Origin of the sequence: Aquitalea aquatica (genome assembly GCF_013911085.1) — a bacterium.
Lineage (GTDB): Bacteria > Pseudomonadota > Gammaproteobacteria > Burkholderiales > Chromobacteriaceae > Aquitalea > Aquitalea aquatica.
Window position 1 is genome coordinate 176,123 of sequence record NZ_JACERN010000042.1, and the last position, 23,171, is coordinate 199,293.

Annotated in this window: 23 protein-coding genes; 12 read left to right on the plus strand and 11 right to left on the minus strand. The window is 61.0% G+C overall.

Features of this window, described 5'->3' with window-relative positions:
• Positions 1-56: 56 nt before the first annotated feature.
• Complete coding sequence (locus H2Z84_RS18480; RefSeq protein WP_181837257.1) at positions 57-704, minus strand: GntR family transcriptional regulator; 648 nt, start codon at positions 702-704, stop codon at positions 57-59.
• A 227-nt stretch (positions 705-931) separates the two neighbouring features.
• Between H2Z84_RS18480 and H2Z84_RS18485 the strand changes: the two genes are divergently transcribed.
• On the plus strand, positions 932-2,269 hold the full coding sequence (locus H2Z84_RS18485; RefSeq protein ID WP_181837258.1) for a glutamine synthetase family protein: 1,338 nt from the start codon (positions 932-934) through the stop codon (positions 2,267-2,269).
• A gap of 48 nt (positions 2,270-2,317) precedes the next feature.
• Positions 2,318-3,676 carry an aspartate aminotransferase family protein gene (locus H2Z84_RS18490; protein WP_181837259.1) on the plus strand — a complete coding sequence of 453 codons (1,359 nt, stop codon included), beginning with the start codon at positions 2,318-2,320 and terminating at the stop codon, positions 3,674-3,676.
• 36 nt (positions 3,677-3,712) lie between these two features.
• Here H2Z84_RS18490 and H2Z84_RS18495 read toward each other — a convergent pair whose 3' ends face one another.
• Positions 3,713-4,294 carry a flavin reductase family protein gene (locus H2Z84_RS18495; protein WP_181837260.1) on the minus strand — a complete coding sequence of 194 codons (582 nt, stop codon included), beginning with the start codon at positions 4,292-4,294 and terminating at the stop codon, positions 3,713-3,715.
• 121 nt (positions 4,295-4,415) lie between these two features.
• On the opposite strand from H2Z84_RS18495, the gene H2Z84_RS18500 reads away from it, so the two are divergent.
• Both H2Z84_RS18500 and H2Z84_RS18505 read left to right on the plus strand, forming a co-directional pair.
• Positions 4,416-4,619, plus strand: a complete 204-nt coding sequence (locus H2Z84_RS18500; protein ID WP_124641382.1) for a hypothetical protein — start codon at positions 4,416-4,418, stop codon at positions 4,617-4,619.
• A 5-nt stretch (positions 4,620-4,624) separates the two neighbouring features.
• Positions 4,625-5,230 (plus strand): 3'-5' exonuclease, encoded by a 606-nt coding sequence (locus H2Z84_RS18505; RefSeq protein ID WP_181837261.1) that lies wholly within the window; start codon positions 4,625-4,627, stop codon positions 5,228-5,230.
• 13 nt (positions 5,231-5,243) lie between these two features.
• On the opposite strand, the gene H2Z84_RS18510 is transcribed toward H2Z84_RS18505, so the two are convergent.
• From H2Z84_RS18510 to H2Z84_RS18530, 5 genes are all read right to left on the minus strand, one after another.
• The gene (locus H2Z84_RS18510; RefSeq protein ID WP_181837262.1) at positions 5,244-6,812 is read right to left on the minus strand and encodes an HD domain-containing phosphohydrolase; all 1,569 of its coding nucleotides are present in this window, start codon (positions 6,810-6,812) and stop codon (positions 5,244-5,246) included.
• Between the two features lie 2 nt (positions 6,813-6,814).
• A complete protein-coding gene (locus H2Z84_RS18515; RefSeq protein ID WP_181837263.1) occupies positions 6,815-8,302 on the minus strand; it encodes an HD domain-containing phosphohydrolase in 1,488 nt (495 codons plus the stop codon).
• Positions 8,299-9,453, minus strand: a complete 1,155-nt coding sequence (locus H2Z84_RS18520; RefSeq protein ID WP_181837264.1) for an FIST signal transduction protein — start codon at positions 9,451-9,453, stop codon at positions 8,299-8,301. The genes H2Z84_RS18515 and H2Z84_RS18520 overlap by 4 nt, the downstream gene beginning before the upstream one ends.
• Before the next feature lie 134 nt (positions 9,454-9,587).
• A complete protein-coding gene (locus tag H2Z84_RS18525; RefSeq protein ID WP_181837265.1) occupies positions 9,588-10,145 on the minus strand; it encodes an antibiotic biosynthesis monooxygenase in 558 nt (185 codons plus the stop codon).
• 134 nt (positions 10,146-10,279) lie between these two features.
• Positions 10,280-12,532, minus strand: a complete 2,253-nt coding sequence (locus H2Z84_RS18530; RefSeq protein WP_181837266.1) for a heavy metal translocating P-type ATPase — start codon at positions 12,530-12,532, stop codon at positions 10,280-10,282.
• A gap of 79 nt (positions 12,533-12,611) precedes the next feature.
• Between H2Z84_RS18530 and cadR the strand changes: the two genes are divergently transcribed.
• A complete protein-coding gene (gene cadR / locus H2Z84_RS18535; protein ID WP_181837267.1) occupies positions 12,612-13,043 on the plus strand; it encodes a Cd(II)/Pb(II)-responsive transcriptional regulator in 432 nt (143 codons plus the stop codon).
• A gap of 28 nt (positions 13,044-13,071) precedes the next feature.
• Here the strand turns inward: cadR and H2Z84_RS18540 are convergent, their stop codons facing one another.
• Positions 13,072-14,691: a methyl-accepting chemotaxis protein gene (locus H2Z84_RS18540; protein WP_181837268.1), complete on the minus strand. Its 1,620-nt coding sequence runs from the start codon at positions 14,689-14,691 to the stop codon at positions 13,072-13,074.
• A 404-nt stretch (positions 14,692-15,095) separates the two neighbouring features.
• Here H2Z84_RS18540 and H2Z84_RS18545 point away from each other — a divergent pair, with 404 nt between their 5' ends.
• The 5 genes from H2Z84_RS18545 (at position 15,096) to H2Z84_RS18565 (ending at position 18,473) form a co-directional block, all read left to right on the plus strand.
• Positions 15,096-15,503 carry a FapA family amyloid fibril periplasmic chaperone gene (locus H2Z84_RS18545; protein WP_181837269.1) on the plus strand — a complete coding sequence of 136 codons (408 nt, stop codon included), beginning with the start codon at positions 15,096-15,098 and terminating at the stop codon, positions 15,501-15,503.
• A gap of 29 nt (positions 15,504-15,532) precedes the next feature.
• A complete protein-coding gene (locus tag H2Z84_RS18550; protein ID WP_181837270.1) occupies positions 15,533-16,126 on the plus strand; it encodes a FapB/FapC family functional amyloid domain-containing protein in 594 nt (197 codons plus the stop codon).
• 64 nt (positions 16,127-16,190) lie between these two features.
• Complete coding sequence (locus H2Z84_RS18555) at positions 16,191-17,000, plus strand: FapB/FapC family functional amyloid domain-containing protein (protein WP_181837271.1); 810 nt, start codon at positions 16,191-16,193, stop codon at positions 16,998-17,000.
• A gap of 49 nt (positions 17,001-17,049) precedes the next feature.
• On the plus strand, positions 17,050-17,754 hold the full coding sequence (locus H2Z84_RS18560; RefSeq protein WP_181837272.1) for a C39 family peptidase: 705 nt from the start codon (positions 17,050-17,052) through the stop codon (positions 17,752-17,754).
• 47 nt (positions 17,755-17,801) lie between these two features.
• Entirely contained in the window at positions 17,802-18,473 is a 672-nt protein-coding gene (locus H2Z84_RS18565) for a hypothetical protein (protein WP_181837273.1), read from the plus strand.
• 135 nt (positions 18,474-18,608) lie between these two features.
• Here the strand turns inward: H2Z84_RS18565 and H2Z84_RS18570 are convergent, their stop codons facing one another.
• Together H2Z84_RS18570 and H2Z84_RS18575 are read right to left on the minus strand one after the other, a co-directional pair.
• Positions 18,609-19,940: a sigma-54 dependent transcriptional regulator gene (locus tag H2Z84_RS18570; RefSeq protein WP_181837274.1), complete on the minus strand. Its 1,332-nt coding sequence runs from the start codon at positions 19,938-19,940 to the stop codon at positions 18,609-18,611.
• Positions 19,941-19,951: 11 nt separating this feature from the next.
• Positions 19,952-21,217, minus strand: coding sequence for a porin (locus H2Z84_RS18575; RefSeq protein ID WP_258869483.1), 1,266 nt, complete (start codon positions 21,215-21,217; stop codon positions 19,952-19,954).
• 329 nt (positions 21,218-21,546) lie between these two features.
• Between H2Z84_RS18575 and H2Z84_RS18580 the strand changes: the two genes are divergently transcribed.
• Entirely contained in the window at positions 21,547-22,080 is a 534-nt protein-coding gene (locus tag H2Z84_RS18580) for an arsenate reductase/protein-tyrosine-phosphatase family protein (protein WP_181837275.1), read from the plus strand.
• Between the two features lie 73 nt (positions 22,081-22,153).
• Here the strand turns inward: H2Z84_RS18580 and H2Z84_RS18585 are convergent, their stop codons facing one another.
• Entirely contained in the window at positions 22,154-22,582 is a 429-nt protein-coding gene (locus tag H2Z84_RS18585) for a LexA family protein (RefSeq protein WP_181837276.1), read from the minus strand.
• A 126-nt stretch (positions 22,583-22,708) separates the two neighbouring features.
• Here H2Z84_RS18585 and H2Z84_RS18590 point away from each other — a divergent pair, with 126 nt between their 5' ends.
• A complete protein-coding gene (locus H2Z84_RS18590) occupies positions 22,709-22,984 on the plus strand; it encodes an HU family DNA-binding protein (protein ID WP_059286330.1) in 276 nt (91 codons plus the stop codon).
• The last annotated feature ends 187 nt before the right edge of the window (positions 22,985-23,171 follow it).

The following is a 23,171-nucleotide window of genomic DNA, read 5'->3' on the forward strand; positions in this document are numbered from 1 at the left end:
TATTAAGTGCGCAGCATAAGGCCGGTGCGCGGTTTTTCATGCTGCTAGCATGATGTTCAGTTGCACAGTGTTTTCAGGTACTGGCCAGCGTTGAAGAGGTCGCGCTCGATGGCGCGGCGCACGGCGGATGGGTCCTGGCGTTGCAGGGCGCGCATCATGTCTTCATGACAGTCGTTCATGATGCTCCATACATGCGGGTCCTGGTGCAGCTGGTTGGAGATGGGGCCGACGTGCAGCCATACGCTTTCGATCAGGGCCAGTAGCATGGCGGAGCCGGAGGCGCGGTACAGGGTGATGTGGAACTCTTCATTGGCCGTCAGGTAGCCCTTGACGTCGTGCTCCTTGATCGCCTGCTCCATGGTGACGGTCAGTTGTTGCAGCAGCTTGAAATCGGCACCGCTCAGATTGCGTGCGCCTTTTTCGGCTGCTTCACCTTCCAGCAACATGCGGGTTTGCAGGATGTCATCAAACTGGGTGCGGGTCAGTTGCGGCACGGTCACGCCACAGTTGGGAATATTGGCCAGAGCCTTTTCCGCTACCAGTCGCTGCAAGGCAGTACGAACCGGCATTTCACCGACCTGCATGTCTTGTGCCAGCTGTTTGATCTTGAGTCGTTCGCCGGGCAGCCAGCGGCCGAGTGATAGCCATTGGCGCAGCGTGGTGTAGGTTTCGTCCTGCAGAGTGGAGGAGGCTGAAGTCTTCATCGTTGGCGGGTCGGTGAGTATTGGAGTTTGCCACAAGGATACCATAGCAGCAGTAGTGCTGTGATGCTTAGCTTTCTTTCATTTATTTGATCAAATATTGACATTGAAATTTTATCTTACTATGATTTGTTTCAGCTTTAATTCCGGTATTTACATTTAATTTCACTCGGGTTGGTGCGGTATTGGAATGCAAGCTATTTTGCACTTATGATCATAAAGGAGAAATCATGCATGAACATTTGCACAGCTTCATTCGTGAACACAATATCCACGAGGTGGAATGCGTCATTCCCGACATGACTGGCGTGGCACGCGGCAAGATCGTGCCGCGCGATCTGTTTCTGGCGGAAGCCAGCATGAAGATGTCGCGAGCAGTGCTGACCATTACCGTCAATGGTGAATTTGCCGAATTCGAACGCTTTGTCGGGGCCAATGATCCGGACATGGTGTGCGTGCCGGACCCGTCATCCATCCGCCTGGTACCGTGGGCCATCGAGCCGGTAGCGGTGGTGATCCACGACTGTGAGGATTTTGATGGTCAGCCGATTGGCATTTCACCGCGCGCGGTATTGCGGCGTGTGCTCAAGCTGTATGCCGAGCGCGGCTGGCGACCAGTGGTGGCTCCGGAAATGGAGTTCTACCTGATCCGCCAGAACAGCAATCCGCACGAACCCCTGCGCCCGCCCACCGGCCGTGCCGGGCGCTCGGAAGTGGGGCGGCAGTCCTTCTCCATTGATGCCGTCAACGATTTCGATCCCTTCTTTCAGGAACTGTCCACGTTCTGCCAGCAAGCCAAGCTCAATGTCGAAACGCTGATTCACGAGGTGGGTGCCTGCCAGATGGAGATCAACTTTGCCCATGGTGATGCCATGGCGCTGGCCGATCAGGTGTTTCTGTTCAAGCGTGCCGTACGCGAAACCGCCTACCGTCACAATATCTTCGCCACCTTCATGGCCAAGCCGATGGAGGGCGAGCCGGGCAGTGCCATGCATATCCACCAGAGCATCGTTGACAGCACTAGCGGCGAGAACATCTTTTCGGCAGCCGATGGCACGGCTACGCCACAATTTTTCCAGCATATTGCCGGCATGCAGAAATACCTGCCGCTGGTGATGCCCATGCTGGCACCGTATGTGAATTCCTATCGACGCCTCAGCCGCCACGCGGCTGCTCCCATCAATGTGCGCTGGGGCTATGACAACCGCACCTGCGGCATCCGCATTCCACCATCCGGCCCGGCGGCGCGACGGCTGGAAAACCGCGTACCGGGGGTGGATGTGAACCCCTATCTGGCGATGGCGGCGACCCTGGCTTGCGGTTATCTGGGCATGGTGCAGCAACTGCAAGCTAGCGAGCCGATGAGCGACAGTGCCTATGATCTGGATTTCGAGCTGCCGCGCAGCCTGGAAGATGCCGTGGCGCTGATGCAGGACTGCCCCGAGCTGTCGGAAATTCTGGGCGAACAGTTTGTACAGGCCTTCTGCGCGGTGAAGGAGAAGGAATTCGAAACCTTCAATCGCGGCATCACCGCCTGGGAACGCGAACACCTGCAACTGCACGTATGACATGATGGCGGGCTGCTGCCCGCACAGAACAAGATCTGGGAGAGATGGATGACTACACGACACGGCATCAACTGGGACAAGGCCCTGCAACTGCACGCCCAGGAGCGTGAACGTTTCATCGCGGCCCGTCCGCAATCGCAGCAACTGTCGGCCCGTGCCGACCAGCATCTGTTGTTCGGCGTACCGCTGCACTGGATGGACGACTGGTCCACCCCCTTCACCCTGTATGTGAAACAGGCACAAGGTGCCAGTTTTGAGGATGTGGACGGCAATCGCTATGTCGATTTTTGCCTGGGCGATACCGGTGCCATGTTCGGCCATGGCCCGGTGCCGGTGGCAAAGGCCGTAGCCGAGCAGGCCGCGCGCGGCATCACCACCATGCTGCCGTCGGAAGATGCGGTATGGGTGGCCAGCGAGCTGGCCCGCCGTTTTGGCCTGCCGTACTGGCAGTTCGCCATGACCGCCACCGATGCCAACCGTTTCGCCCTGCGCTGGGCGCGTGCCGCCACTGGCCGCCAGCAGTTGCTGGTATTCAACGGCTGCTACCACGGCACCATTGATGATGTGTTTGTCGATCTGGTGGATGGGCAGCCGCTGCAGCGCGCCAGCTTGCTAGGCCAGGTGTACGACCTGACGCAATACACCCGCGTAGTGGAGTTCAATGATCTGGCCGCGCTGGAAGCAGCGCTACAGGACGGGCAGGTAGCCTGCCTGCTGGCCGAGCCGGCCATGACCAATATCGGCATGGTGCTGCCGGAACCGGGTTTCTGGGAAGCGGCGCAGGCGCTGTGTCGCCGCTACGGCACGCTGTTGATCATGGACGAGACTCACACCATCAGCACCGGCATGGGTGGCTATAGCCGCGCCCATGGACTGGAGCCGGACATGATGGTGCTGGGCAAGCCGATGGGTGGCGGCGTGCCGTGCGCGGTATATGGTTTTTCGGCGGAAATGGCCGAGCGGGCGCAGCAGGCCAAGCGCGAAGCCGTGCCGGGCCATAGCGGCATCGGCACCACGCTGACCGCCAATATGCTGGCGATGGCCGCGATGCGCGCCAATCTGGCCGAGGTGATGACCGAACAGGCGTATGCCCACATGTTTGCCCTGGCCGGCCAGCTGGCCGAGGGGCTGCGTGCCGTCATCGCCCGCCATCAACTGCCGTGGTGTGTTACCCAGGTGGGGGCGCGTACCGAGTTCCAGTTCACCGCCACCCCGCCGCGCAATGGCAGCGAGGCGGATGCCATTCTGGACAGCGATATGGAGCACATCATTCATCTCTATCTGCTCAATCGCGGTCTGCTGATCACACCTTTCCACAATATGTTGCTGGTGTGCCCACGGACCACGACGGCGGATGTCGAGCGTTTGGTGGAAGCTTTCGACAGCTTCGTGCAGCAGGTGCTGTAATCCATCATCAAGGGGCCGCCGTACTGGCGGCCTGCTTTAATCTACCGTCTGGTCGGCGGTGACACTGAACTGCTCGCCAATGCTGAAGAAGTTGCCGCCGGCAATATAGTGCAGGCTGCGCTTGTCATCATGGCCGTCAAACTGCCAATGGCCATCGTGCCATACCGCCGGGTCGGCCCTGGCGAATACAACTTCGCCGATGAACAGATCATATTGCTGCTGATTGTGCGGCTCGCTGATGATGCGGCATTCCAGATAGGCAATGCAGCCCGCCACATGCGGCGCGGCTACCTTGTCGCCCGCCACGGCCTCCAGGCCGCAGGTCGCAAACTTGTCCACTTCCTTGCCGCTGACGCTGCCCGCCTTGAGTACCTGCTCCGCCTGTGCCCGGCACGGGACATTCAGCACGAATTCGCCTGAGGCTTCCATCAGTTCGCGGGTGTGGGTGGCTTTGTCCACCACCACCAGCACCTTGGGCGGGGAAAAATCCAGCGGCATGGCCCAGGCGGCAGCCATGACATTGCGCTGATTGCCATGCGCGCTGGAGACCAGCACGGTGGGGCCGTGATTCAGCAGGCGATAGCTTTTGGCCAGATCGACATCAACGAGAGTGCTCATGAGGATTTTCCGCAAGGTGAAGATGGCGGATTCTAGCAATATCCATCTGTTGCCAGCCAGAACCTTGCCGATGGCGTGTACAATGCCGCCTCAGTTTTTACTTTTCATTGAAAGATCAACCATGTCCAAACGCAAAGACGACGAGCTGGATCCGGAAACCGAAGCCCTGCTGCAATGGTGCGCCGAAGTGGAGGCCCTGTTCGTGGCTGCCGGTGCCAAGCCGGATGAAGCGCAACAGCAGATCGAAGAAAATGCCGAGTGGTTTACCGACATGTTCTTTGATGGCCTGAGCCCGGAAGAGGCCGCCAAGGCCGCATTGAACTAAGCCCCATGTCTGCCTGTTTTGCCGTAATCGACTTTGAAACCAGCGGGCTGTCACCCGCCGTAGGCAGCCGCGCCACCGAAGTGGCCGTGGTGTTGTGGCAGGACGGCCGCGAGCTGGACAGTTACCAGAGCCTGATGAATGCCGGGGTGCGGGTGCCCGCCGATATCGAGCGCCTGACCGGCATCAGCAATGCCATGCTGCGCACGGCACCGCCGGCGGCACGGGTGATGGCCGAGGTGGCCGACTTTGTTGGTGACATCCCGCTGGTGGCGCATAACGCCGCCTTCGACCGCAAATTCTGGGATCACGAGCTGGCTTTGCTGGGCCGGCAGCGGCGGCAGGATTTTGCCTGCACCCTGCTATTGGCGCGCCGGCTGCTGCCGCAGGCCCCGGACCACAAGCTGGGTACGCTCACCCGCTGGGCTGGTTTGCCTGCCGCTGGCCGCGCCCACCGCGCCCTGGCAGATGCCCGCATGGCGGCGCATCTGCTGCAATACCTGCTGGATACCGCTGCACGCCAGCATCATCGCCCAGGCCTGGCGCATGCCGAGTTGTGTCAGCTGCAAAAAGTGGCTGCTGCCAAGGTGGGAGAGTTTCTGCGCCCGCGTTGAAGCGGCTGCCGCCTCAGCGCTGGTACTCCAGCGACAGCAAGTGCGGGGTGAAGGCTCCTTGCTCCAATACCCGGATGCAGGCATCGACTGCTTCCGGGTCCAGTTGCACCCCGCGCATCAGCCGGATCTGGGCGATGGCTTGCTCAATGCCCAGGGCTGCACGGTAGGGACGGTCAGACGACATGGATTCGACGATGTCGGCAACGGTGAGGATGCGCGCTTCCAGCAAAATGGCGTCACCGCTCAAGCCCAGCGGATAGCCCGAGCCATCCATGAATTCGTGATGCTGGCGGATGATGTCAGCGATGGGCCAGGGAAAGTCGATGTTTTTCAGGATGTTGTAAGCGACGTCCGGGTGGCGCTTGACCAGAGCAAACTCCACCGGGTGCAGCCGGCTGGGCTTGCTGAGGATTTCTGCTGGCACTTCGATCTTGCCCAGATCATGCACTACACCGCTTAGATACAGCCCGCGCAGCCGCTCGGCTGACAAACCCATTTCCCGTCCTATCAGCACGGCCAGTTCGGCGACATGCTTCTGATGGCCGGCGGTATAGGGATCGCGCTGTTCCAGCACCGAGGCAATGGCCGCCAGTGCATTTTCCAGGGCCTTTTCCAGTACCTGGGCCTGGCTGGCCTGCTCCTGCAATGACTGCTGGTAGGCTACCTGGGTGCGGCGTGACTGGATGCCAAACTGCACATTGCGCGTCAGCTCTTCAAATACCTGTACTTCTACCGGGCCGAAGGACTGCGCTTCGCCGGCATACACCGCCAGTGCACCGATCAAATCCGGCCCTGCCACCAGCGGGATGGCGACGATAGCTTCCAGGCCGAACTGGCGCACGGCCTCTTGCCAGGGCTGGAATTGCGGGTGTTGTTGCAGCTCGCCCAGGCTGATCGTGCCACCCTGGCGGATGCAGTGGCCGATAGGCCCTTGCCCGATAGGCTCGGATTCATCCCAGCTGACTTGCAGCTGTTCGGCATAGCGTCGGGCGCTGCCGGCACAGGCCAGTACTTGCAACTGCTTTTGCTGCACATCGCTGATGCCACAGATCAGCGCCAGCTGATAGCGTTGGTCCGCCACAATGGCCTCGCACACTGCCTGTAATAGCTCGCCTTCATCCCGTGCCTGTACCAGCGCCTGATTAGTGCGGCTATTGGCCTGCACCGCCCAGGACTGGCGGCGCATTTCGTCGATATCGCGCAGCCGCTGGCTGATGTCGCGGATGATGACTGTTAGCCCGATGCAGTGACCGTTGGCATCGAAAATCGGTGATTTGCTGGTTTCCAGCCAGCCGGGGTTGCCGGCAAAGGCACCGGGCTCCTGTACGGTAATGCTCTCGCCGTTGCGGATGATGCGCTGGTCGTCGGCCTGATAACGGGCAGCCAGCTGCGGTGGGAAAAAGTCGAAGTCGGTTTTGCCGGTGACGGCATCGACCGCCAGGCCCAGATCATCGGCAAAGCGCTGATTGCAGGCGATGAAGGTCGAGTTGCTGTCCTTGATGACGACGCGATCCGGCAATTGGCGGATCAGCGCCTGTAAGCCACAGGCGGTCAGCGGCGAGGGGTCGAAGGGGATGGACATGGTTAGTTTTTTCTTTTGCTGTCCGGCAGCTGGTAGCCCTGCTCGAGAAACAGGCTGAGGCAGGCATCGACCACGGCCGGGTCGTAAATGCTGCCACGGTGTTGTTGCAGTTGCGCTATCGCCTGCTCCAGGCCCAGCTGGCGGCGGAAGGGGCGATGCGACAGCATGGCTTCCATGCTGTCGGCCACGTGAATGATGCGCGCCTCCAGCAGGATATCGCTGCCGGCGAGGCCGCGCGGATAGCCGCTGCCATCCATGTTTTCATGATGCTGCCAGGCGATGTCGGCGATAGGCCAGGGGAAATGGATGTCCTTGAGGATTTCATGGCCGGCCTCGGCATGCATTTTTACCAGTTCGAATTCTTCATGGTTGAGTCGGCGCGGCCGGGTGAGAATTTCCGAGGGGATCTGGATCTGGCCGATATCGTGCACCATGGCGGCTAGTCCCAACCCTTCCAGCTGCTCGGCGTCCAATTGCAGCTGGCGACCGATGGAGACGGCCAGGTCGCTGACCCGTACTTCGTGGCCGGCCGTGCTCAGGTCGCGATGCACCATGGCTGAAGACAGAGCGCTGATGGCCTGGATCAGCGACTGGCGCAGAGATTCTTCCGCCTTCTTGCGGGCACTGATGTCGATGAAGGCCCCGATGATGCCGCCAATCTGGTTGTCATCGTCGTAGAACAGATCTTTGGCGTAGACCACATCCATCAGCTTGCCTTGCTGGCTGCGGATCACGTATTCGAACAATTGCGGCTGGCGGGTGGCGATCAGCTCGCTGTCTTTCTGGGCGAACATGGCGGCAAGTTCAGCCGGCCACACTTCTGCCGGCAGTTTGCCGATGATGTCCTTGGCCTGCATGCCCACGGTGCGGCTGAAGGCCGGATTGCAGCCCAGGTAGCGCCCCTGGGCATCCTTGTAGAACACGGCAATGGGAATGGCGTTGAGCAGGGCCTGGTTGAAGCGCAGTGCGCGATTGAGTGCGGCCTTGGCCTGATTGCGTTCGCGCTGCATGGTTTCGGCCAGTTGTTCACTGTCCTGGCACAGCTTGATGGCGCGTGACAGATTGGCCAGCACCGGCGGAAACACATGCTCCAGCGGCAGTTGCTGCAGCAAAGGGACTGGCGCCAGCAGCAGAATGGTGTGGTACTGGTCCAGCGGCAGGCGTAAGCCACAGTGGTAGCGCGGCTGGCCGGTGAAGCCTTGCAGCAGTGCCTGGGCTAAGTCGGAGCGGATGGTGCGGCCCAGCAGGCCGGGTGGCAGGGCAATGTCCTCACCCAGTTGCTGTTGTAACAGATGATCGCCTATCACTTTGAGCAAGCGCCCGTGGCTGGCATCCAGTCCCTGTGGGTGGCTAAGCACCAGCCCGGTGGGGCAGCCGGTGTGGTAGAGCAGGCGTTGCACCACCTTGGTGAGCAGGGCATCGACCGTTACTTCGCGCCCGATGGTGAGCGACAGGTCGTACAGCACGGCCAGTAATTGGTCCTTGTTCATGCCGACCGCCACAGGCTGCACAGGATGCTGGCATTATGAAACAAGGGATAGCCCCATTCCTGCAGGCTGGCGATTTCACCCAGCGTCAGCGCACCCACCAAGGGGGCTGCTGCGCTGCTGGCTTGTAAATGACTGATCTCCTGCAAGGCGGCTTGGCCGAAGTGCATGCTGCGACCGGCGCAGTAAAAGCTCACGAGCGCTTGCTGGCTGATATCACCATGGCGCTGGCGCAAGTCGGCCACAATGCTGTCCACGCACTCAGTCCCTGGTTCTGACGGGGCCTGCAGCATGATCAGCAAGGCATTTTCCGGTACTTCACCCACGCAGAACACCGAGCCGTCGTCCTCCAGTGCCACCGGCACGCGGATCAGCACCTGCTGGTTGGCCAGTACTACGCCCAGCGGAAAATGCACGCCAAAGGAGTAGAAATTTTCCCGGGTCAGTGCGGCACCATACTGTTCTTGCACCATTTGCCGGTAACTGTCGAAAGCGGGCCGCCAGTCGATCTGAAAGATGCGGTTGCCGGCAGTGGCGGTGGCGCAGGTGGTTTTTTGTGGTGCGGAATAGCCGTGGGCAATCACCGGGTTGGCGGAGGAGGGCAGCAGCAGGCACAGCACACCGTGGCCAATAGTGCGGTGCTGGTCGAACAGGCAGGGCATGGGCTGGAAGCTCTCACTGCCGGCGTTCACGCCGCCGTAGTACACCTGATCGGCCAGCAGCAGGTAGAGCTCATCCAGAATGGAGGCAATGTCCGGCAGCATGGCATCGAACAGCATGAACAGTGTGGGCTTGCCCTGCGCCGCCGGCCACTGCTGCAGCATGTGCTGCACCTGGTCGGCCATCTGCTGGGCTGCAATGCCTGCACCACGGTCAGGGTGGATGCCGAGCAGGGCCGCATTGGCCGATGAGGCATAGGGTAGCAGCCAGGCACCGCCAGGCAAAAAGCCCTGGCCGTCCAGCAGGCGCGGAAAAATGCCGCCGGCCAGCGCAATGCCCAGATGCAGGCAACAGGTTTGCAGCAGGGGCAGCTGCTGTTGATCGGATTCGGCCACCAGCGCCAGCAATTGCTGGCCGGGGTGGCTGGATTGCCATTGGCGTAATTGCACTTCCAGCTGTCCGCTATCCAGCGGGCTGTGCCAGGGGGCGTTCATCGGCGGGGCTTTCGATCAGTAAGCTACTCTTGCTAGCGATAGCCTTATCATAAACGAGGTCATCGCTGATTCCGACCGTTTTACACAATAAATCATGACAAAAACTGGCCAGCGCAATCCTATGCCACTGTCGTTCAGTGCTCCCCGGCGAGTGAAGGGTCGTGCTGGCGCTTGCCTTGCAGCCAGTTGCGCAGCAGCCGGCTGCACAAGGGGATAAAGCAAAACACCATGGCTGGTGTCAGCAGCAGCGTGCTGCACAGCACGCGCAGTACCAATGGCAGCGCGGCCAGTTGATCCCCCAGCAAGAGATTGAAACTGAGTGAAACCGGGAAGAAAGCCAGCCAGATCATCACTGCCTGCTTCCAGCGCGGTGGCGCTTGCAGGCCGAACCAGCTATCCAGTCCGCTGGCGCAATGCACCTGGCTGTGCTGGATCAGTCCGGCACCTTCTTGCAGCCATTGCTGGCGGGCGGGGCTGGCGGCCCAGGCGTCCAGGCTGGACTGGCTGGCGAAGCGGAACAGAATCTGCCAGCTGTCGTCGCCGGGCGGTGGCGACAGCAGCCCCGAGCCGAGATAGCCAGCAGCCTGGCTGGCAAGGGCTTCGCCGTGGCGGAGCCATTGGTGGAATTCGGTATGGCGCGCCGGATCGATGCGGCGGGTGATCAGCAAGGTAAGCGGGGTGTCGGATGTCATGTCGGGCTCCTGCAGGCAAGCCGTACCGCATCGGGGTGGGAGTGGACGGCACGCTTCCGGGGTGGTGGAAGCGTTTCTGTCACAGTTAAAGCAAGCAATATGCCTGCTGTGACACAGCCGCCCGTCGTACAGCCTTATTTGCGCAGCAAACGCAGGCCGTTGCCCACTACCAGCAGGCTGGCGCCCACATCGGCGAACACCGCCATCCACATGCTGCCCATGCCCAGCAGGGTCAGCAGCAGGAAAACCGCCTTGATGCCCAGTGCCAGGGCGATGTTTTGCACCAGAATGGCGTGGGTGGTGCGTGACAGGCGCACAAAAGCCGGGATCTTGGCCAGATCGTCATCCATCAGGGCCACGTCGGCGGTTTCGATGGCCGTATCCGAGCCCATGGCACCCATGGCAAAGCCGATATCGGCACGGGCCAGAGCCGGGGCATCGTTGATGCCATCGCCCACCATGCCGATCAGGCCCTGGCCAGCAAGGGCGGCTATCGCATCGGCCTTGTCCTGTGGCAGCTGATTGCCTCGCGCCTCGTCGATGCCGGCCTGGCTGGCGATGGCAGTGGCGGTGGCCTGATTGTCGCCACTGAGCATGAGGGTTTTCACCCCCAGCTGGTGCAGTTCGGCAATGGCCGCCGAGCTGCCGGGTTTGATGGTGTCCGCCACCGCGAACAGGGCCAGCGCGCCGCTGTCATCCAGCAAGGTCACCACGCTTTTGCCCTGCGCCTCCAGTGCTGCCAGTTGTGCGGCCAGCTGTGGTGGGCAGTGACCGCGCTCCTGTAGCAGCCGCTGATTGCCCAGCAGGTAGTCACGACCGGCGATATTGCCCTGGATGCCACGACCGGGCAGGGCGATAAATTGGTTCACCGGCAATAGCGCCAGCGCCTGCTGCGCGGCGGCCCGGCTCAGTGCTTGCGAGACCGGGTGGTCGGAACGGCCGGCCAGGCTGGCAGCCAGCTGCTGGTAATCGCTAGGCTTGGCTTCGCCCAGTGCAACAAAGTCGGTCTGTTCCGGTTTGCCGTGGGTGATGGTGCCGGTCTTGTCCAGCGCCAGCCAGCGCAAATGCCGGCCCTGTTCCAGCCAGACGCCACCCTTGATCAGGATGCCGCGCCGTGCGGCGGCAGCCAGGCCGCTGACGATGGTGACCGGCGTGGAAATGACCAGGGCGCAGGGGCAGGCGATGACCAGCAGCACCAGCGCCTTGTACAGCCAGTCATGCCAGCTGCCGCCAGCCAGCAACGGAGGCAGCAGCGCAACAGCCAGCGCCAGCAGGAAGACTGCCGGGGTGTAGTAGCGGGCGAAGTTGTCGACAAAGCGCTGGGTGGGGGCGCGTGCGCCCTGCGCCTGTTCTACGGCATGGATGATGCGCGCCAGCATGGTGTCGTTGGCGGCGGCAGTGACCCGGTATTCAAACGAGCCGCTGGCATTCAGCGTGCCGGCGTATACGCTGTCGCCCACGTTTTTTTCCACCGGCAGGCTTTCGCCGGTCATGGCCGACTGATTGACGCTGGAGCTGCCGGCAAGCAGTACGCCATCCAGTGCGATGCGTTCGCCCGGGGCCACCCGCACGGTACTGCCGATGGCGATGTTTGCCACAGCCATGTTCTGCCAGCTGCCGTCCGTCTGCTGCACCATGGCCTGCGGCGGGGTCAGTTGCAGCAGGCTGCCAATGGCATTGCGGGCGCGCTCCAGCGAGCGGGCCTCGATGCGCTCGGCCAGGGTAAACAGCACCATCACCATGGCGGCTTCCGGCCATTGACCCAGCAAGAGTGCGCCGGTGACGGCGATACTCATCAGCGCATTGATGTTGAGGGTGCGGTTGCGCAGGGCAATCCAGCCTTTTTGGTAGGTGCTCAGGCCGCAGGTGAGAATGGCCGCCAGCGCCAGCAAGGCTGCCAGCCAGCCGGGCAGGGCCAGCCAGCTGCATACTTCGGCCGCTGCTGCCGCCATGCCGGCCAGGGCCAGCGGCCACCATGCGGCAGGTGCTGCCTGGGCTGCTGGTGTGTCGCCGGTTTGTGGTTCAAAACCGAGGCTGCGCAAGGCTGCAAGAATGTTTGGCAGTACGGTTGGCAGATGGCTAACCGTCAATACCCGCTGCATCAGGTTGAATTCCATGTCCTGCACGCCGGGCATATTACCCAGCTTGTTGCGGATCAGCGCTTCTTCGGTGGGGCAGTCCATTTGCAGGATGCGGATAGGGGTGCGCAGCAGTTCGCCCTTGGCTTGTGGGGCAGGTAGCGCGGCCAGGGTGCTCGCCGCTGCGCCGCTGCAGCCACAGCTGTGCTGATGGGCATGTTGTTCGGCATGGCCATGATCGTGGACATGGTCATGGCTGTGTTCATGTGCATGTTCGCCGTGCTGATGAGGGGGGTGTTGATGTTTCATGCTGGTCTCCGCTGCGACATTGGCTTACAGTAAACACCTTGTAGCAACTTCAAGGTCAAGCCTTGTCAGGGAGGGTGAGATGAAAATTGGTGATCTGGCCCGTCACGCGGGTTGCACCACGGAAACGGTGCGTTTCTACGAAAAGGAAGGGCTGCTGCCAGCGGCTGACCGTGCCGCCAATAATTACCGCAGCTATGGCGCGCGCCATCTGGAACGGCTGCGTTTTGTGCGTAATTGCCGCGCCCTGGACATGACCCACGAGGAAATCCACCAACTGCTGGCGCTGATGGAAACGGCCGGGGCGGATTGTGGTGGAGTAAACGAATTGCTGGACGCGCATATCCAGCATGTGGACTTGCGCATTGCCGAATTGCTGCAGCTCAAGCAACAGCTGGATGCTTTGCGTCAGCGCTGTCAGCAACAGCAAGGGGTGGACGCCTGCGGCATCCTGCTGGGGCTGGCGGAAATGGAGGCCAGTGCCCGGCCGGAGCGCCACACCCATCTGGGCTGAGTGGCGGGCCGGCGGACACTGTGCTGTCTCATACCTGATACTGCGCTACGGTTTGCAGAATGCTTCTGGCCTGCCGGTGCAGTTCGGTGGCCACATCGGCCGAACTGCTGGCGGCTGATGAGTTTTCTTCGGCCATCTGCGCAATCTGCTCCACCCGCTGGGCGATGGTGTTGCTGGTGCTGGTTTGCTCGGAAATGCTGTTGGAAATATCGTGCACCAGCCCCATGGCCTGCTGGGTATTGGTCTGGATCTGGCCGATGGCGCTATTGGCCTCGCGTGCGCCATCTGCTTCGCGATTGGCGCGTTCCACCACGGTTTGCATGCTGCTGACCGCCTCCTGCGTGCCTTGTTGCATCTTGTTGATGACCGAGGAAGTCTCGGTGGTGGATTTGGCCGTGCGCTCGGCCAGCTTGCGTACTTCATCGGCCACCACGGCAAAGCCCCGGCCCATTTCGCCAGCACGGGCCGCTTCGATGGCGGCATTCAGCGCCAGCAGATTGGTCTGCTCGGCAATATCCTTGATGATGCCCATCACGGTTGCCACTGTCTGGCTGTCTTGCTGCAACTGATTGATGTGGTTGGCGGCATCACGAATCGAGCTGGATACCTGGGTAATGCCCTCGACAGTGGCCAGAATGACCTTGCCACCCTGGATAGCGGTGTCGCCAGCGGCGCTGGTCTGGCTGCTGGCCTCCTGGGCACGGTCGGATACGTGGTTGATGCTGACTGTCATTTGCTCGATGGCTGCAGCCATGGCCGAAGCGGCTTCGCTTTGTGCTTCCGAGCTGCGGGCGATCTGCGAGGTATTGGCGGCCATGCCTTCGATCGCCTGGTCTACCGATTCCACACTACGCCGGATATCCTGAAAACTGCCCTGTAGTTGCTGTAAGAGTGCATTGAAGGCTTCGGCGGTTTCGCCCACTTCGTCCTTGATGCCTACCTTGGCACGCTGACGGAAGTCCAGTGACTGGCGCACGTTCAGCATCACGCCACGAATATTTTGCAGGCTGCTGCGGATATGGAAGAACAGCCGGCCACCCAGGACACCGCATAACAGCAGGCACAGGGCGACAATGGCAGCGGACAATATGATGGCTTGCTTGTAAGCCTGGGCATTTTCTTTCGACAGCCTGTCGGCCAGGACATAGTTGAATTTGATGTGCTCACGGATTTGTTTGCTCAGCGCGGCGGTGGCATTGCGCATGGGGCCAGCGTTAATAGCCTGTTCCGCTTCCTGGATTTTGTGCTCTTTGGAGAGTTGCAACAGGGCATTGCGGGCGCTGCGGTAGTCCTGCATCAGTTTGCGGTCCTGCTCCAGTAGTGCGCGATCTTCTTCATTAACAATCAGCTCCTTCCCATAGCGCGCCATGACTTCGTCGAAGTGCTGATCATTGCTGCTGATGGCCTGCAGGTCCTTTGACTTTTGTGCATCGTCGTGGGCGATGACATGGCGGTAGGTGCCGGTGCGTGACTGGGTCAGCGCATCCTGAGCCTCATCCAAGGCAATAATGCTGGGGAAGGTGTTTGTTTCCAGGTAGTTGAAGCGCTCATTGGCCTGGCTCTGTTGATACAGTCCGAAGCCGCCTATGCCGAGCAGGGCAAGCAGGGCGATGCCCAGCGTAAGCGCGAGTCGTTGTGAAATATTCATGGTTTCCCCTTGGCCCATTGGCTATCTGTTGCTGACTTTCTACTTTGCCTGTTCCGTTATAGCTGGCAGCCGGCTTGTAACAAGCCTTCTTTCATGCGCCTGGTGAATGGCCAGTGGTGGCGGAGCGGTGATCGGCGGCCGTGTCGCAGCGCTGAGACGCTTTGTCTGCGGCCTGCCAGCACAACAGGCCCGTGGCAATTGGCACGGCCACCTTTTCCGGTGGCCGCACGCCGGCCAGGCATGGCTCTTGCCCGGTGCAGTGCTGATTCCTGTCGCAGTGGTGAGACAGTTGCCCGATTTGCCAGCGGTGCTCACACGCGAATTTCCTTATGGCATGCGGGTAGCGGCGCGCTGGCATGCTTTCTGCACTGGATGAGGCATTACCCAGCCCTCAGGTGGTCAGCATGGATAGCACATTATTCCGCCTCGTTTTGCCGGCTTTGCTGGCTGGTAGCCTGCTGGCATCGACTGCAGCACAGGGCGAGGGCGAGATGGTGATTGGCCGTGAAGTGCCGGCCCGCCCGGCTATCCGCCATGGCGATCCCAGCCCAGAGGTCAGCCGGGTTTCGACTTCGCCATCCAGCACCATGCCCACTGTCACGCAACAGCTGGCTGACCCCGTGCTGGCAGCCACGCATGCGGTGACGTCCACCCCAGCCTTGCACCTGCCCGTCGTGGCGCAGGATGGGCCGTCTGCCTGGTCTGGCATGGCGGTCGGCGCGGTTGGTGGCCGGCAGCCGGCAGGGGGGGCGGGCGCTGCATTGTCCGGTGTCGGGATGGGGCATCTGCTGCAATCGGCCCTGCACCCTTGAATGGGTTGGCGGCGGTAAGGAGACAAGTTATGCGCATCTTGCAGATGGTGTGGTTGGCAAGCGGGCTGAGTGCGGCACTGGCTCACGCCGAGCAGTTGGCCCTGATAGACAGCAGCGGGCAGGCAGCACAGGGCGTGCTGGCGGTGAATCAGGCGGCAGGCGATGCCAATCAGCAAGGCAATCTGCAGGCGCTTGCCTTGGCCGCCGGGGTAGCGCAGGCCTCGGTCACTTTGGCGCAGCAACAGGGAGCCGCGCAGGGCATGGCCCAGCAAAGCCAGCATGCCAGCATTGTTGGCGCAGCGTTTGCCGGCAGCCAGGGCTTGCTGGCGGTGAACCAGACTGCCGGCAATGCCAACCAGTCGCTCAATGCCTTTAGCCTGGCGCAGGCGGCACGGCCACAGGCCACCGTCCGCGACATGCCTGCCGCCGTGCAGGATGCGGTATTGGCCGGGACTACGGCTGCAGCAGCCCCCACGGCGGGAGCCACCGCCAATGTCGGACAAACCACCGAATTATCCGCAGCAGCTTTCCAGGGAAGCCGGGGGCTGGTGCAGCTTAACCAGATTGCTGGCAGCCACAACCTGGCTGTCAATGTCGTGGCCGTGCAATGGGCCAATCCGTGAGCAGTGCCGGCCTTAGCCTGTAGTGGCTCAGCCGGTATTCAAGCAAATCGCCAGGAGAACAATCATGACCGCAATGCTGCAGAAAAAAGTGCTTTTCGTCGCTCTTGTTGGTGTGTTCGGCGTAGCGCATGCCGTGGAACCGCCGGCTCCGCCGTCCACCACGACGACCAAGATCAGCAACAATCTGTCCAATACCTATAGCAATACCAACGTCAACCTCACCGGTACCGCCTATCTGGAAGGCATCGCCGTGTATGAGGTGTTTGATCCCAAAGCCGACGCGCTGGCCAGCGCCCGCGTGAACGACGTACAGAAAAATCTGGGCAACAAGCTGAATGTGACCGATCCGGCCAATGCGGGGGTGAGCGGCAGCGTGAGCAATATCCAGGGCAATGCCGGCGTCAACAATGCTGCTGGTTTCTTCAATCAGCAGGCTAATAATGTGGCGATCAGTTCGGCTTCCGGCAAGAACAGTGCTGCGGCAGCCGCTACTGCATTCGAGCAGTTGAACGACGGTAATAGCTACACCTTTGCCGAGCCGATGCGCGGCACGTCCAACGACATGAATGCCAGCCTCAGCAACTCGGTGAACAACATCCAGGGTAATGCCGGGGTGAACAACGCCGCCGGTGCCGGCAACCAGCAGAAGAATGATGTCGCCCTGGCCTCGGCCAGCGCCGCCGTGCTGGCCACCGCTTCGGCTGGTGGCATGCAGGTGAACCAGGGCACTGCGGTGACCACCTTCTTCCCGCTCAATGCCACCGCCAGCATTGCGGGTTCGGTGAATGGCATCAGTGGCAATGTCGGCGTCAACAATGCCGCCGGCCTGTCCAACCAGCAGGTTAACAGCCTGTCGGTTGCCGCTACCCACTAAGTTGGAGACGCCGGCAGCGCAGTCGTCTGGCCGCGCTGCCGGCTTTGCCATGAAAACCTCTATCCGCTTGCTATTGCCCATTCTGCTGGGCCTGTTCTGTCCAGGTGGCGAACAGTTTGCCCAGGCCGCAGACTTGGCCCTGCCCGCGTATATCGGCGAGGGCAATGTCTACAAGCAGGTACACAGCCTGCGTGAAATGCGTTTTTCCCATGTGGTGGAGCAGCATACTGATTTCAGCTGTGGTGCGGCGGCGCTGGCCACCTTGCTGCGTTACGGTTTTGGCCGTGATCTCGACGAGCAGCAGGTCATTGCCGGCATGCTGGCCGGTGCCAATGCCGACGTGGTACGCCAGCAGGGGTTTTCCATGCTGGACATGAAGCACTATGTGAATACGCTGGGCCTGCGGGCCAGCGGTTTTGTCAGCGGACCCGAGCGTCTGCCCGCCTTGCGCATTCCGGCACTCATCATGCTGGACATCAATGGTTACAAGCATTTTGTCATTCTGAAAATGGCGACCCGCGACACGGTGTATGTGGCTGACCCGGCACTTGGCAACCGGGCGGTGGCCATGGCGGAATTCGCACGGCAGTGGAATGGCGTGCTGTTGGCAGTAGCCGGCCCCGGCTACCAGCCACAAGGCCCGCTGCGGCAGCCGCCCAGCTTGCTGTCGGCGCGGCAGTTGATGAATGGCATGCAGCCGGTGCAGCCGGCCGATCTGGTGGAGTACGGCTTTATCTACAGTGATTTCTTATAGTTGCGGCCTGTGGGCTTAGCCCTGCCGGCGACGACCGGGAGCATAACGTGCGTATCTTATCCAGGGCAGTACCGCTACTGCTGGCGCTGACTGCCAGCGTGCCGGCGCAAGCCATGCTGGCTTATGTAGACGACGGCGTGCTGGACAGTTTGCGCGGTCGTTATCTCGATGCCGGGCAGATTGTGCGCTTTGGCGTACAGATGCTGACGACCTGGCAGAACCAGGCCGGCGTGGTGCAGGGGGCCGGCTTGCAGCTGACTGCCCAGAGCGGCGCAGTGCCGGTTATCAGCCGCTATACCCTGAATGCCGATGGCGCGGCCGCGACAACGACTGCCCCGACGACAGGGCTGGCATCGGTGCAGGGCGTGGTGCAGCTTAACCAGCAGGCTGGCAATGGCAACAGCTCCCGCAACAGTACCAGTATCGACATTCGGCGTGATGGTACCGCCGGCCTGCAGATGCCCACCGGCTGGCAGGCTGGCAGTGGCAGTAGCGCCCTTGGCAGCGGCCCACTGGCGGTGAGCATGGACTTGGGAGGGGCCGGGCGTATTGGTCAGCAATTAGGGCAGGGGCAGTTGCTGCAGTTTGCCAGCATCAATGGCAGTGGCATCCGTACCGACAATACCCTGCGCATCCAGTTGGTATTGCAGCCACAGGCTGCCACTTTCGGTTTCAGCATTCCCAATCGCTTGATGCTGTCCGGCACTGGCGTGCGCTGAATCCATGGCGGGTCCCGCTGCATAGAGCGGCTAACAAAACCTCGTAGAGAGTCCGGGCCAAGGTGCGCCGCCGCAGACCGTACAAACAGTAGGACCAGGGGGCGCAAGGCCGCAGCGGGGTTTTGTTAGCGGGTCTTAGTCGACGGCGTTCATCTCGTACTTCTTCAACAGCCGGTACAGCGTGGCGCGGGAAATACCCAGCGTGCGCGCCGCCTGGCTGCTGTTGTGATTGTGCAGTTGCAGCGCCGTAGCCAGCGCTTCCCGCTCCGCCCTTTCCCTGACAGCCTCCAGTCCATGATCCAGGGTCTGCATGCGGCTGCCCAGCCCCATGTCTTGCGGGCGGATAACCCGACCGCTGGCCATGGCCAGCCCCTGGCTGATGCGATTGGACATTTCACGGATATTGCCTGGCCAGTCGTGCTGTAGCATGACCGCCAGTGCCTCGTAAGACAGCCGCTTGAGTGGAATGCCATGGCGACTGGCACTTTGTTGCAGCAAATGCTGCGCCAGCAGCGGTATGTCCGAACGCCGCTCGCGCAGCGCAGGCAGTTGCAACTGGCAGACACACAGGCGGTAGTACAAATCCTCGCGAAAACGGCCCTTGGCGATGGCTGCCGGCAGGTCGATATGGGTGGCCGACAGCACGCGGGTGTCGATGCTGCGGCTACGGTTGTCGCCAAGCCGGTCTATGGTGCCTTCCTGCAGAAAACGCAGCAGATTGACCTGGGCCTCTATTGCCATGTCACCGATTTCATCGAGAAACAGCGTGCCGTTCTGCGCCGCTTCGATGCGACCGATACGGCAGCTGGATGCGCCGGTAAACGCCCCGCGTTCGTGGCCAAACAGCTCGGATTGCACCAAGTTGACTGGCAGGCCGCCGCAGTTGACCGCCTGGAAGGGGCCGTCGGCGCGGTCGGAGTACTGGTGGATCAGCTGCGCCACCAGCTCTTTGCCAGTACCGGACTCGCCGCTGATCATTACCGTGACATTCACCCGCGCCAGCCGGCGGATTTCCTGCCGCAGGCGGCGGATGCTGGGGTGCTCGCCCACCAGTTGTTGCGGCTCCTGCTCGGTCTGTTCGTGCTGGCTGCGGCGGCGTAGCAGAGTCTTGCCGTGCAGCCTGCCCAGGGTGACGGCCAGCCGTTCGTTTTCAACGGGCAGGCAGTGGTAGTCATAGCAGCTGTCGTTGATGAAGGCCCGCACGGCGGCCTGCTCCAGCTGGGCGCGCTCGGTCAGTAACAGCCACTCCATATCCAGCTGGCTGGCCAGTTGCTGCAGGGCGGCGCTCTTGCGCAGCAGCTTGCCATCCAGCAACAGCAGCCCGGCACTGCAGCTGGTGCTGCGCGGTGCTTTCCACTGCTGCGGATCGTGGATATGGATGATGTGCCAATGCTGCTGGCGCAGCACCTGCAATACTGGCAGCAGGGCATCCGACCCCACTGCCAGCAACGTCTTGTTTGCTTGCATGACCGACTCCGTTAAAAACGGTAGGGGAATTTCACCGAAAACGCATAATTGGGGCTGTCCGGTGTCATGCCCAGCGACAGATTGGGGATGATGGAGAGCCGTTTGCTGAAGGCATAGGTCAGGCCCAGATTCAGATTGGCTGCGTTGGCGCTGCTGCCGACCACGTTGGTCCAGTCACCCCCCTGTTGCCGCATGCGTGCCTGCTGCACCATCTGTTGCGAGTAGGACAGTCCCAGGCTGAGCTTGTCGTTGAGGGCAAAGGCAATGCCGGCACCCCAGCTCCAGCTGTCACCCAGCCGCACATCTCCCGGCTGGGTTACGCCGACCGTCGGGCTGATGTCACTGAAATGGCCATCCAAATAATGGGTGTAGCTGAGGCTGGCAAACAGCACGGCCGGGTCTACGGTCTTGACGAAGGACAGACTGGTGCTCAGGCCCCAGACACCATTGCCGGTGGGCAGGCGGTCGGGAATGGACAGATTGTTGTTGTCGGCCGATTGCACCAGCTTGATGCCGTAGGGATTGCGTCCGGTAGGGGCTTTGGCGCGTACGCTCCACACAATGTCCGGCCAGTCGGCATTTTCTTCCACCAGCTTGTAACCCACGCCAAAGCTGACATCACCCAGTGTCGGGCCTTGCTGCACCGATCCTTGCGACACGCTGTTGGCCGCACCGCCAGCCCCGCCGGAAAAATAAGTGGCATCACGCGCGACAAAGGGGATATCCACGTCCAGCTGCCAGCGTGGGCTAGGTGAATAGCGCGTGGTCAGCCCCAGGGTGACACTGTCGCTGACCACCTTGTCCAGATTGATATTGCCCAGAAAAATCGAATCCAGCGCCAGAAAACCATTCAGCACCAGCTCACGGGTGTCGTAGTGGGTGTAGGTGAAGCTGGGTTCGATGGAAAACTTCCCGGCGGCAAAGCCGCTGGCTTCCTGATAGATGTCTTCCACGCTCTTGGGCACTTCGCTGACCACCGGCAGAGCCGGTCCACTGCCTGCGGCCACCGCTCCGCTGCTAGCGGCAGGGGCCTCGCTGCTGGCCGGGTTGTTGGCGGCGCTGGCGGCGGTATTGCCGTGTTGCAGGCTGGCCAGCTGTCTTTCCAGCTGGCGGATACGGCTTTCCTGCTGCTGATTGGTCTGGGCCAGGGCGCTGATTTGCTGTTGCAGGCTCTCCAGGCTGATTTCGGCCTGTGCCTGCAGTGGGAAGGCCAGGGCAAGGGCGGCGGTCAGTAGTAGCGGTTTGGCGCCTGGGCCAATACTACGCGGCAGATTCATGATCATTTCCTTGTAGCGCAGGTGCCGGCGGAGCAAGGAAGGATGCCGACCAAGGCAGGCATGCCGATGCTTCCCGATCACCTGATGGGGTGAGTGATGCATTACATGGCCCGACTTGATGTTATTTATTTAAACTGTAATTTGTGAAAATTATTTATCTTGTATATTAGTTCAGCGCAGGACCAAGACAAGTTCAAATTGACTGGCCTGCGAAAACAGTGCGCAATTAAGCAGCGGCTGGCAGACCGGGGTGAATCAGCTCGCCGCAGTGCAGTCTGCCCGCTTGGCGCGCAATCATGATGAACAGGCTTGATGACAGGGAGTAAACGATGAGGAAGCTGATTGCACTACTGGGTGCTGTCTTGTTGCTGGTGACCTGCGGGCTGGTACAGGCGGCCGAGCCTTTCAAGCTGGCTTTTGTCGATACCGGGAATACCGGGCGCAGTGTGACGGCCGAAGCGCTGGCCAGACAACGTATCGAGCAGCAGCAACTGCCGATTGCGGTGATTTCGCGTGCGGTCGACATGGACCCCTATGACAGCAGCCCCGAGGCCAATGCCGCCAGCCTGCTGCTGCAGCGCGGCATCGACGTGTCGGCCCACCGTGCCGTACAGCTGAATGCCAATGATGTACGCCATTCCGACCTGATTCTCACCATGACTGCCAAGCACAAGGCCAAGGTGCTGGAGCTGTTTCCCGAGGCCAAGGGCAAGACCTTCACCCTGTCCGAATACGCCAGCGGCAATATGGATGATGTCGCCGATGCCTGGGGCAAGCCGCTGGCGGTATACCAGGCGATGCTGCGCCAGGTAGAAGGCTATCTGCCGGCGGTGCTGGACAAGGCACAACATAAGAAACCGTAATGCCGGGCCGGCTGCACGGTGGTGATGGCGATAACAGCGCCGGCAGCTGACTGACCAGCCCTGGCGCAGGCGCTCAGGCTTGTCTTGTCGCCAGCGCGGCGGGTTCGGCCACCACGCCCCAGATGGCAAAGTCTTGCTCATAGCTGGGTTCGATCAGCGGGTAGTCAGGGTGTGCTGCCAGCAATTGCAGCCGGCTGCCACTACGCTGCAGCCGGCGCACCAGCAGTTCGCCATCTACGGCCGCCACCACCAGACAGCCCTGTACCGGGCTGCCTTGGCCATCCACCTCCAGCAGGCAGCCAGCCTCGATGCCGGCACCGGCCAGTGCCTGGTCTGGCATGGGCAGGCAAAACAGCCCGCTGCGCTCGGCAGGGAGTTGGGCTGGCGAAGGCGTAGCATCGTGTGTGCTTTGTCGGGAGAGGGTGGTCATGGCGGCAGTTTTGAAATTGTACGTAATCAAATATAGCAGATGGCTGGCTAGCCGTGCAATTGCGCTTGTCATGCTTTTTCTGCTGCACGGGAGGCGATTTGCCATGCCAGTGCAAATTTCCCTTGATGTAGCAGGCTCTGGCTGGTTACCCTCACACTTTGTAGCCATCAGCCAACATTACCGGCGCAGGAGCCATGCATGACCAAACAACAACTCATTGCCATCCTTTCCGAAAAAACCGGCAGCAGCAAAGTCGATGTACTGCGTTTCATGGATGCGCTGGAACAGACCATCCGCGAAGAACTGGTGAATGGTGGCGAACTGACCTTGGCCAGCACCGGCAAGTTCAAGGTGAAAGACACTGCGGCACGTAATGGCCGTAACCCGAAAACCGGCGAGACCGTGCTGATCCCGGCCAAGCGCAAAGTGGTGTTTACCCCGATCAAGGCACTGAAAGACGCAGTGGCCAACTGAAACAAGCGGATTGTTTTCGGCGTGGCCGGAAATGCTCACCCAGGGACGCCACGGCGTCCTTTTTTCATGCACTCAGGATAAATGTGCAAATGACTGGACTGTGCTGGAAATCTGTCCAATAAATAAAGTGTGCTGTAAGACAAGATTGTGAACTGCTCGCAGTTTTGATATCCCGGGGAGAGATATG

Coding starts and splice junctions, on each gene's coding strand:
- H2Z84_RS18480 (WP_181837257.1), bottom strand. CDS start 704: ATGAAGACTTCAGCCTCCTCCACTCTGCAGGACGAAACCTACACCACG.
- H2Z84_RS18485 (WP_181837258.1), top strand. CDS start 932: ATGCATGAACATTTGCACAGCTTCATTCGTGAACACAATATCCACGAG.
- H2Z84_RS18490 (WP_181837259.1), top strand. CDS start 2,318: ATGACTACACGACACGGCATCAACTGGGACAAGGCCCTGCAACTGCAC.
- H2Z84_RS18495 (WP_181837260.1), bottom strand. CDS start 4,294: ATGAGCACTCTCGTTGATGTCGATCTGGCCAAAAGCTATCGCCTGCTG.
- H2Z84_RS18500 (WP_124641382.1), top strand. CDS start 4,416: ATGTCCAAACGCAAAGACGACGAGCTGGATCCGGAAACCGAAGCCCTG.
- H2Z84_RS18505 (WP_181837261.1), top strand. CDS start 4,625: ATGTCTGCCTGTTTTGCCGTAATCGACTTTGAAACCAGCGGGCTGTCA.
- H2Z84_RS18510 (WP_181837262.1), bottom strand. CDS start 6,812: ATGTCCATCCCCTTCGACCCCTCGCCGCTGACCGCCTGTGGCTTACAG.
- H2Z84_RS18515 (WP_181837263.1), bottom strand. CDS start 8,302: ATGAACAAGGACCAATTACTGGCCGTGCTGTACGACCTGTCGCTCACC.
- H2Z84_RS18520 (WP_181837264.1), bottom strand. CDS start 9,453: ATGAACGCCCCCTGGCACAGCCCGCTGGATAGCGGACAGCTGGAAGTG.
- H2Z84_RS18525 (WP_181837265.1), bottom strand. CDS start 10,145: ATGACATCCGACACCCCGCTTACCTTGCTGATCACCCGCCGCATCGAT.
- H2Z84_RS18530 (WP_181837266.1), bottom strand. CDS start 12,532: ATGAAACATCAACACCCCCCTCATCAGCACGGCGAACATGCACATGAA.
- cadR (WP_181837267.1), top strand. CDS start 12,612: ATGAAAATTGGTGATCTGGCCCGTCACGCGGGTTGCACCACGGAAACG.
- H2Z84_RS18540 (WP_181837268.1), bottom strand. CDS start 14,691: ATGAATATTTCACAACGACTCGCGCTTACGCTGGGCATCGCCCTGCTT.
- H2Z84_RS18545 (WP_181837269.1), top strand. CDS start 15,096: ATGGATAGCACATTATTCCGCCTCGTTTTGCCGGCTTTGCTGGCTGGT.
- H2Z84_RS18550 (WP_181837270.1), top strand. CDS start 15,533: ATGCGCATCTTGCAGATGGTGTGGTTGGCAAGCGGGCTGAGTGCGGCA.
- H2Z84_RS18555 (WP_181837271.1), top strand. CDS start 16,191: ATGACCGCAATGCTGCAGAAAAAAGTGCTTTTCGTCGCTCTTGTTGGT.
- H2Z84_RS18560 (WP_181837272.1), top strand. CDS start 17,050: ATGAAAACCTCTATCCGCTTGCTATTGCCCATTCTGCTGGGCCTGTTC.
- H2Z84_RS18570 (WP_181837274.1), bottom strand. CDS start 19,940: ATGCAAGCAAACAAGACGTTGCTGGCAGTGGGGTCGGATGCCCTGCTG.
- H2Z84_RS18575 (WP_258869483.1), bottom strand. CDS start 21,217: ATGAATCTGCCGCGTAGTATTGGCCCAGGCGCCAAACCGCTACTACTG.
- H2Z84_RS18580 (WP_181837275.1), top strand. CDS start 21,547: ATGAGGAAGCTGATTGCACTACTGGGTGCTGTCTTGTTGCTGGTGACC.
- H2Z84_RS18585 (WP_181837276.1), bottom strand. CDS start 22,582: ATGACAAGCGCAATTGCACGGCTAGCCAGCCATCTGCTATATTTGATT.
- H2Z84_RS18590 (WP_059286330.1), top strand. CDS start 22,709: ATGACCAAACAACAACTCATTGCCATCCTTTCCGAAAAAACCGGCAGC.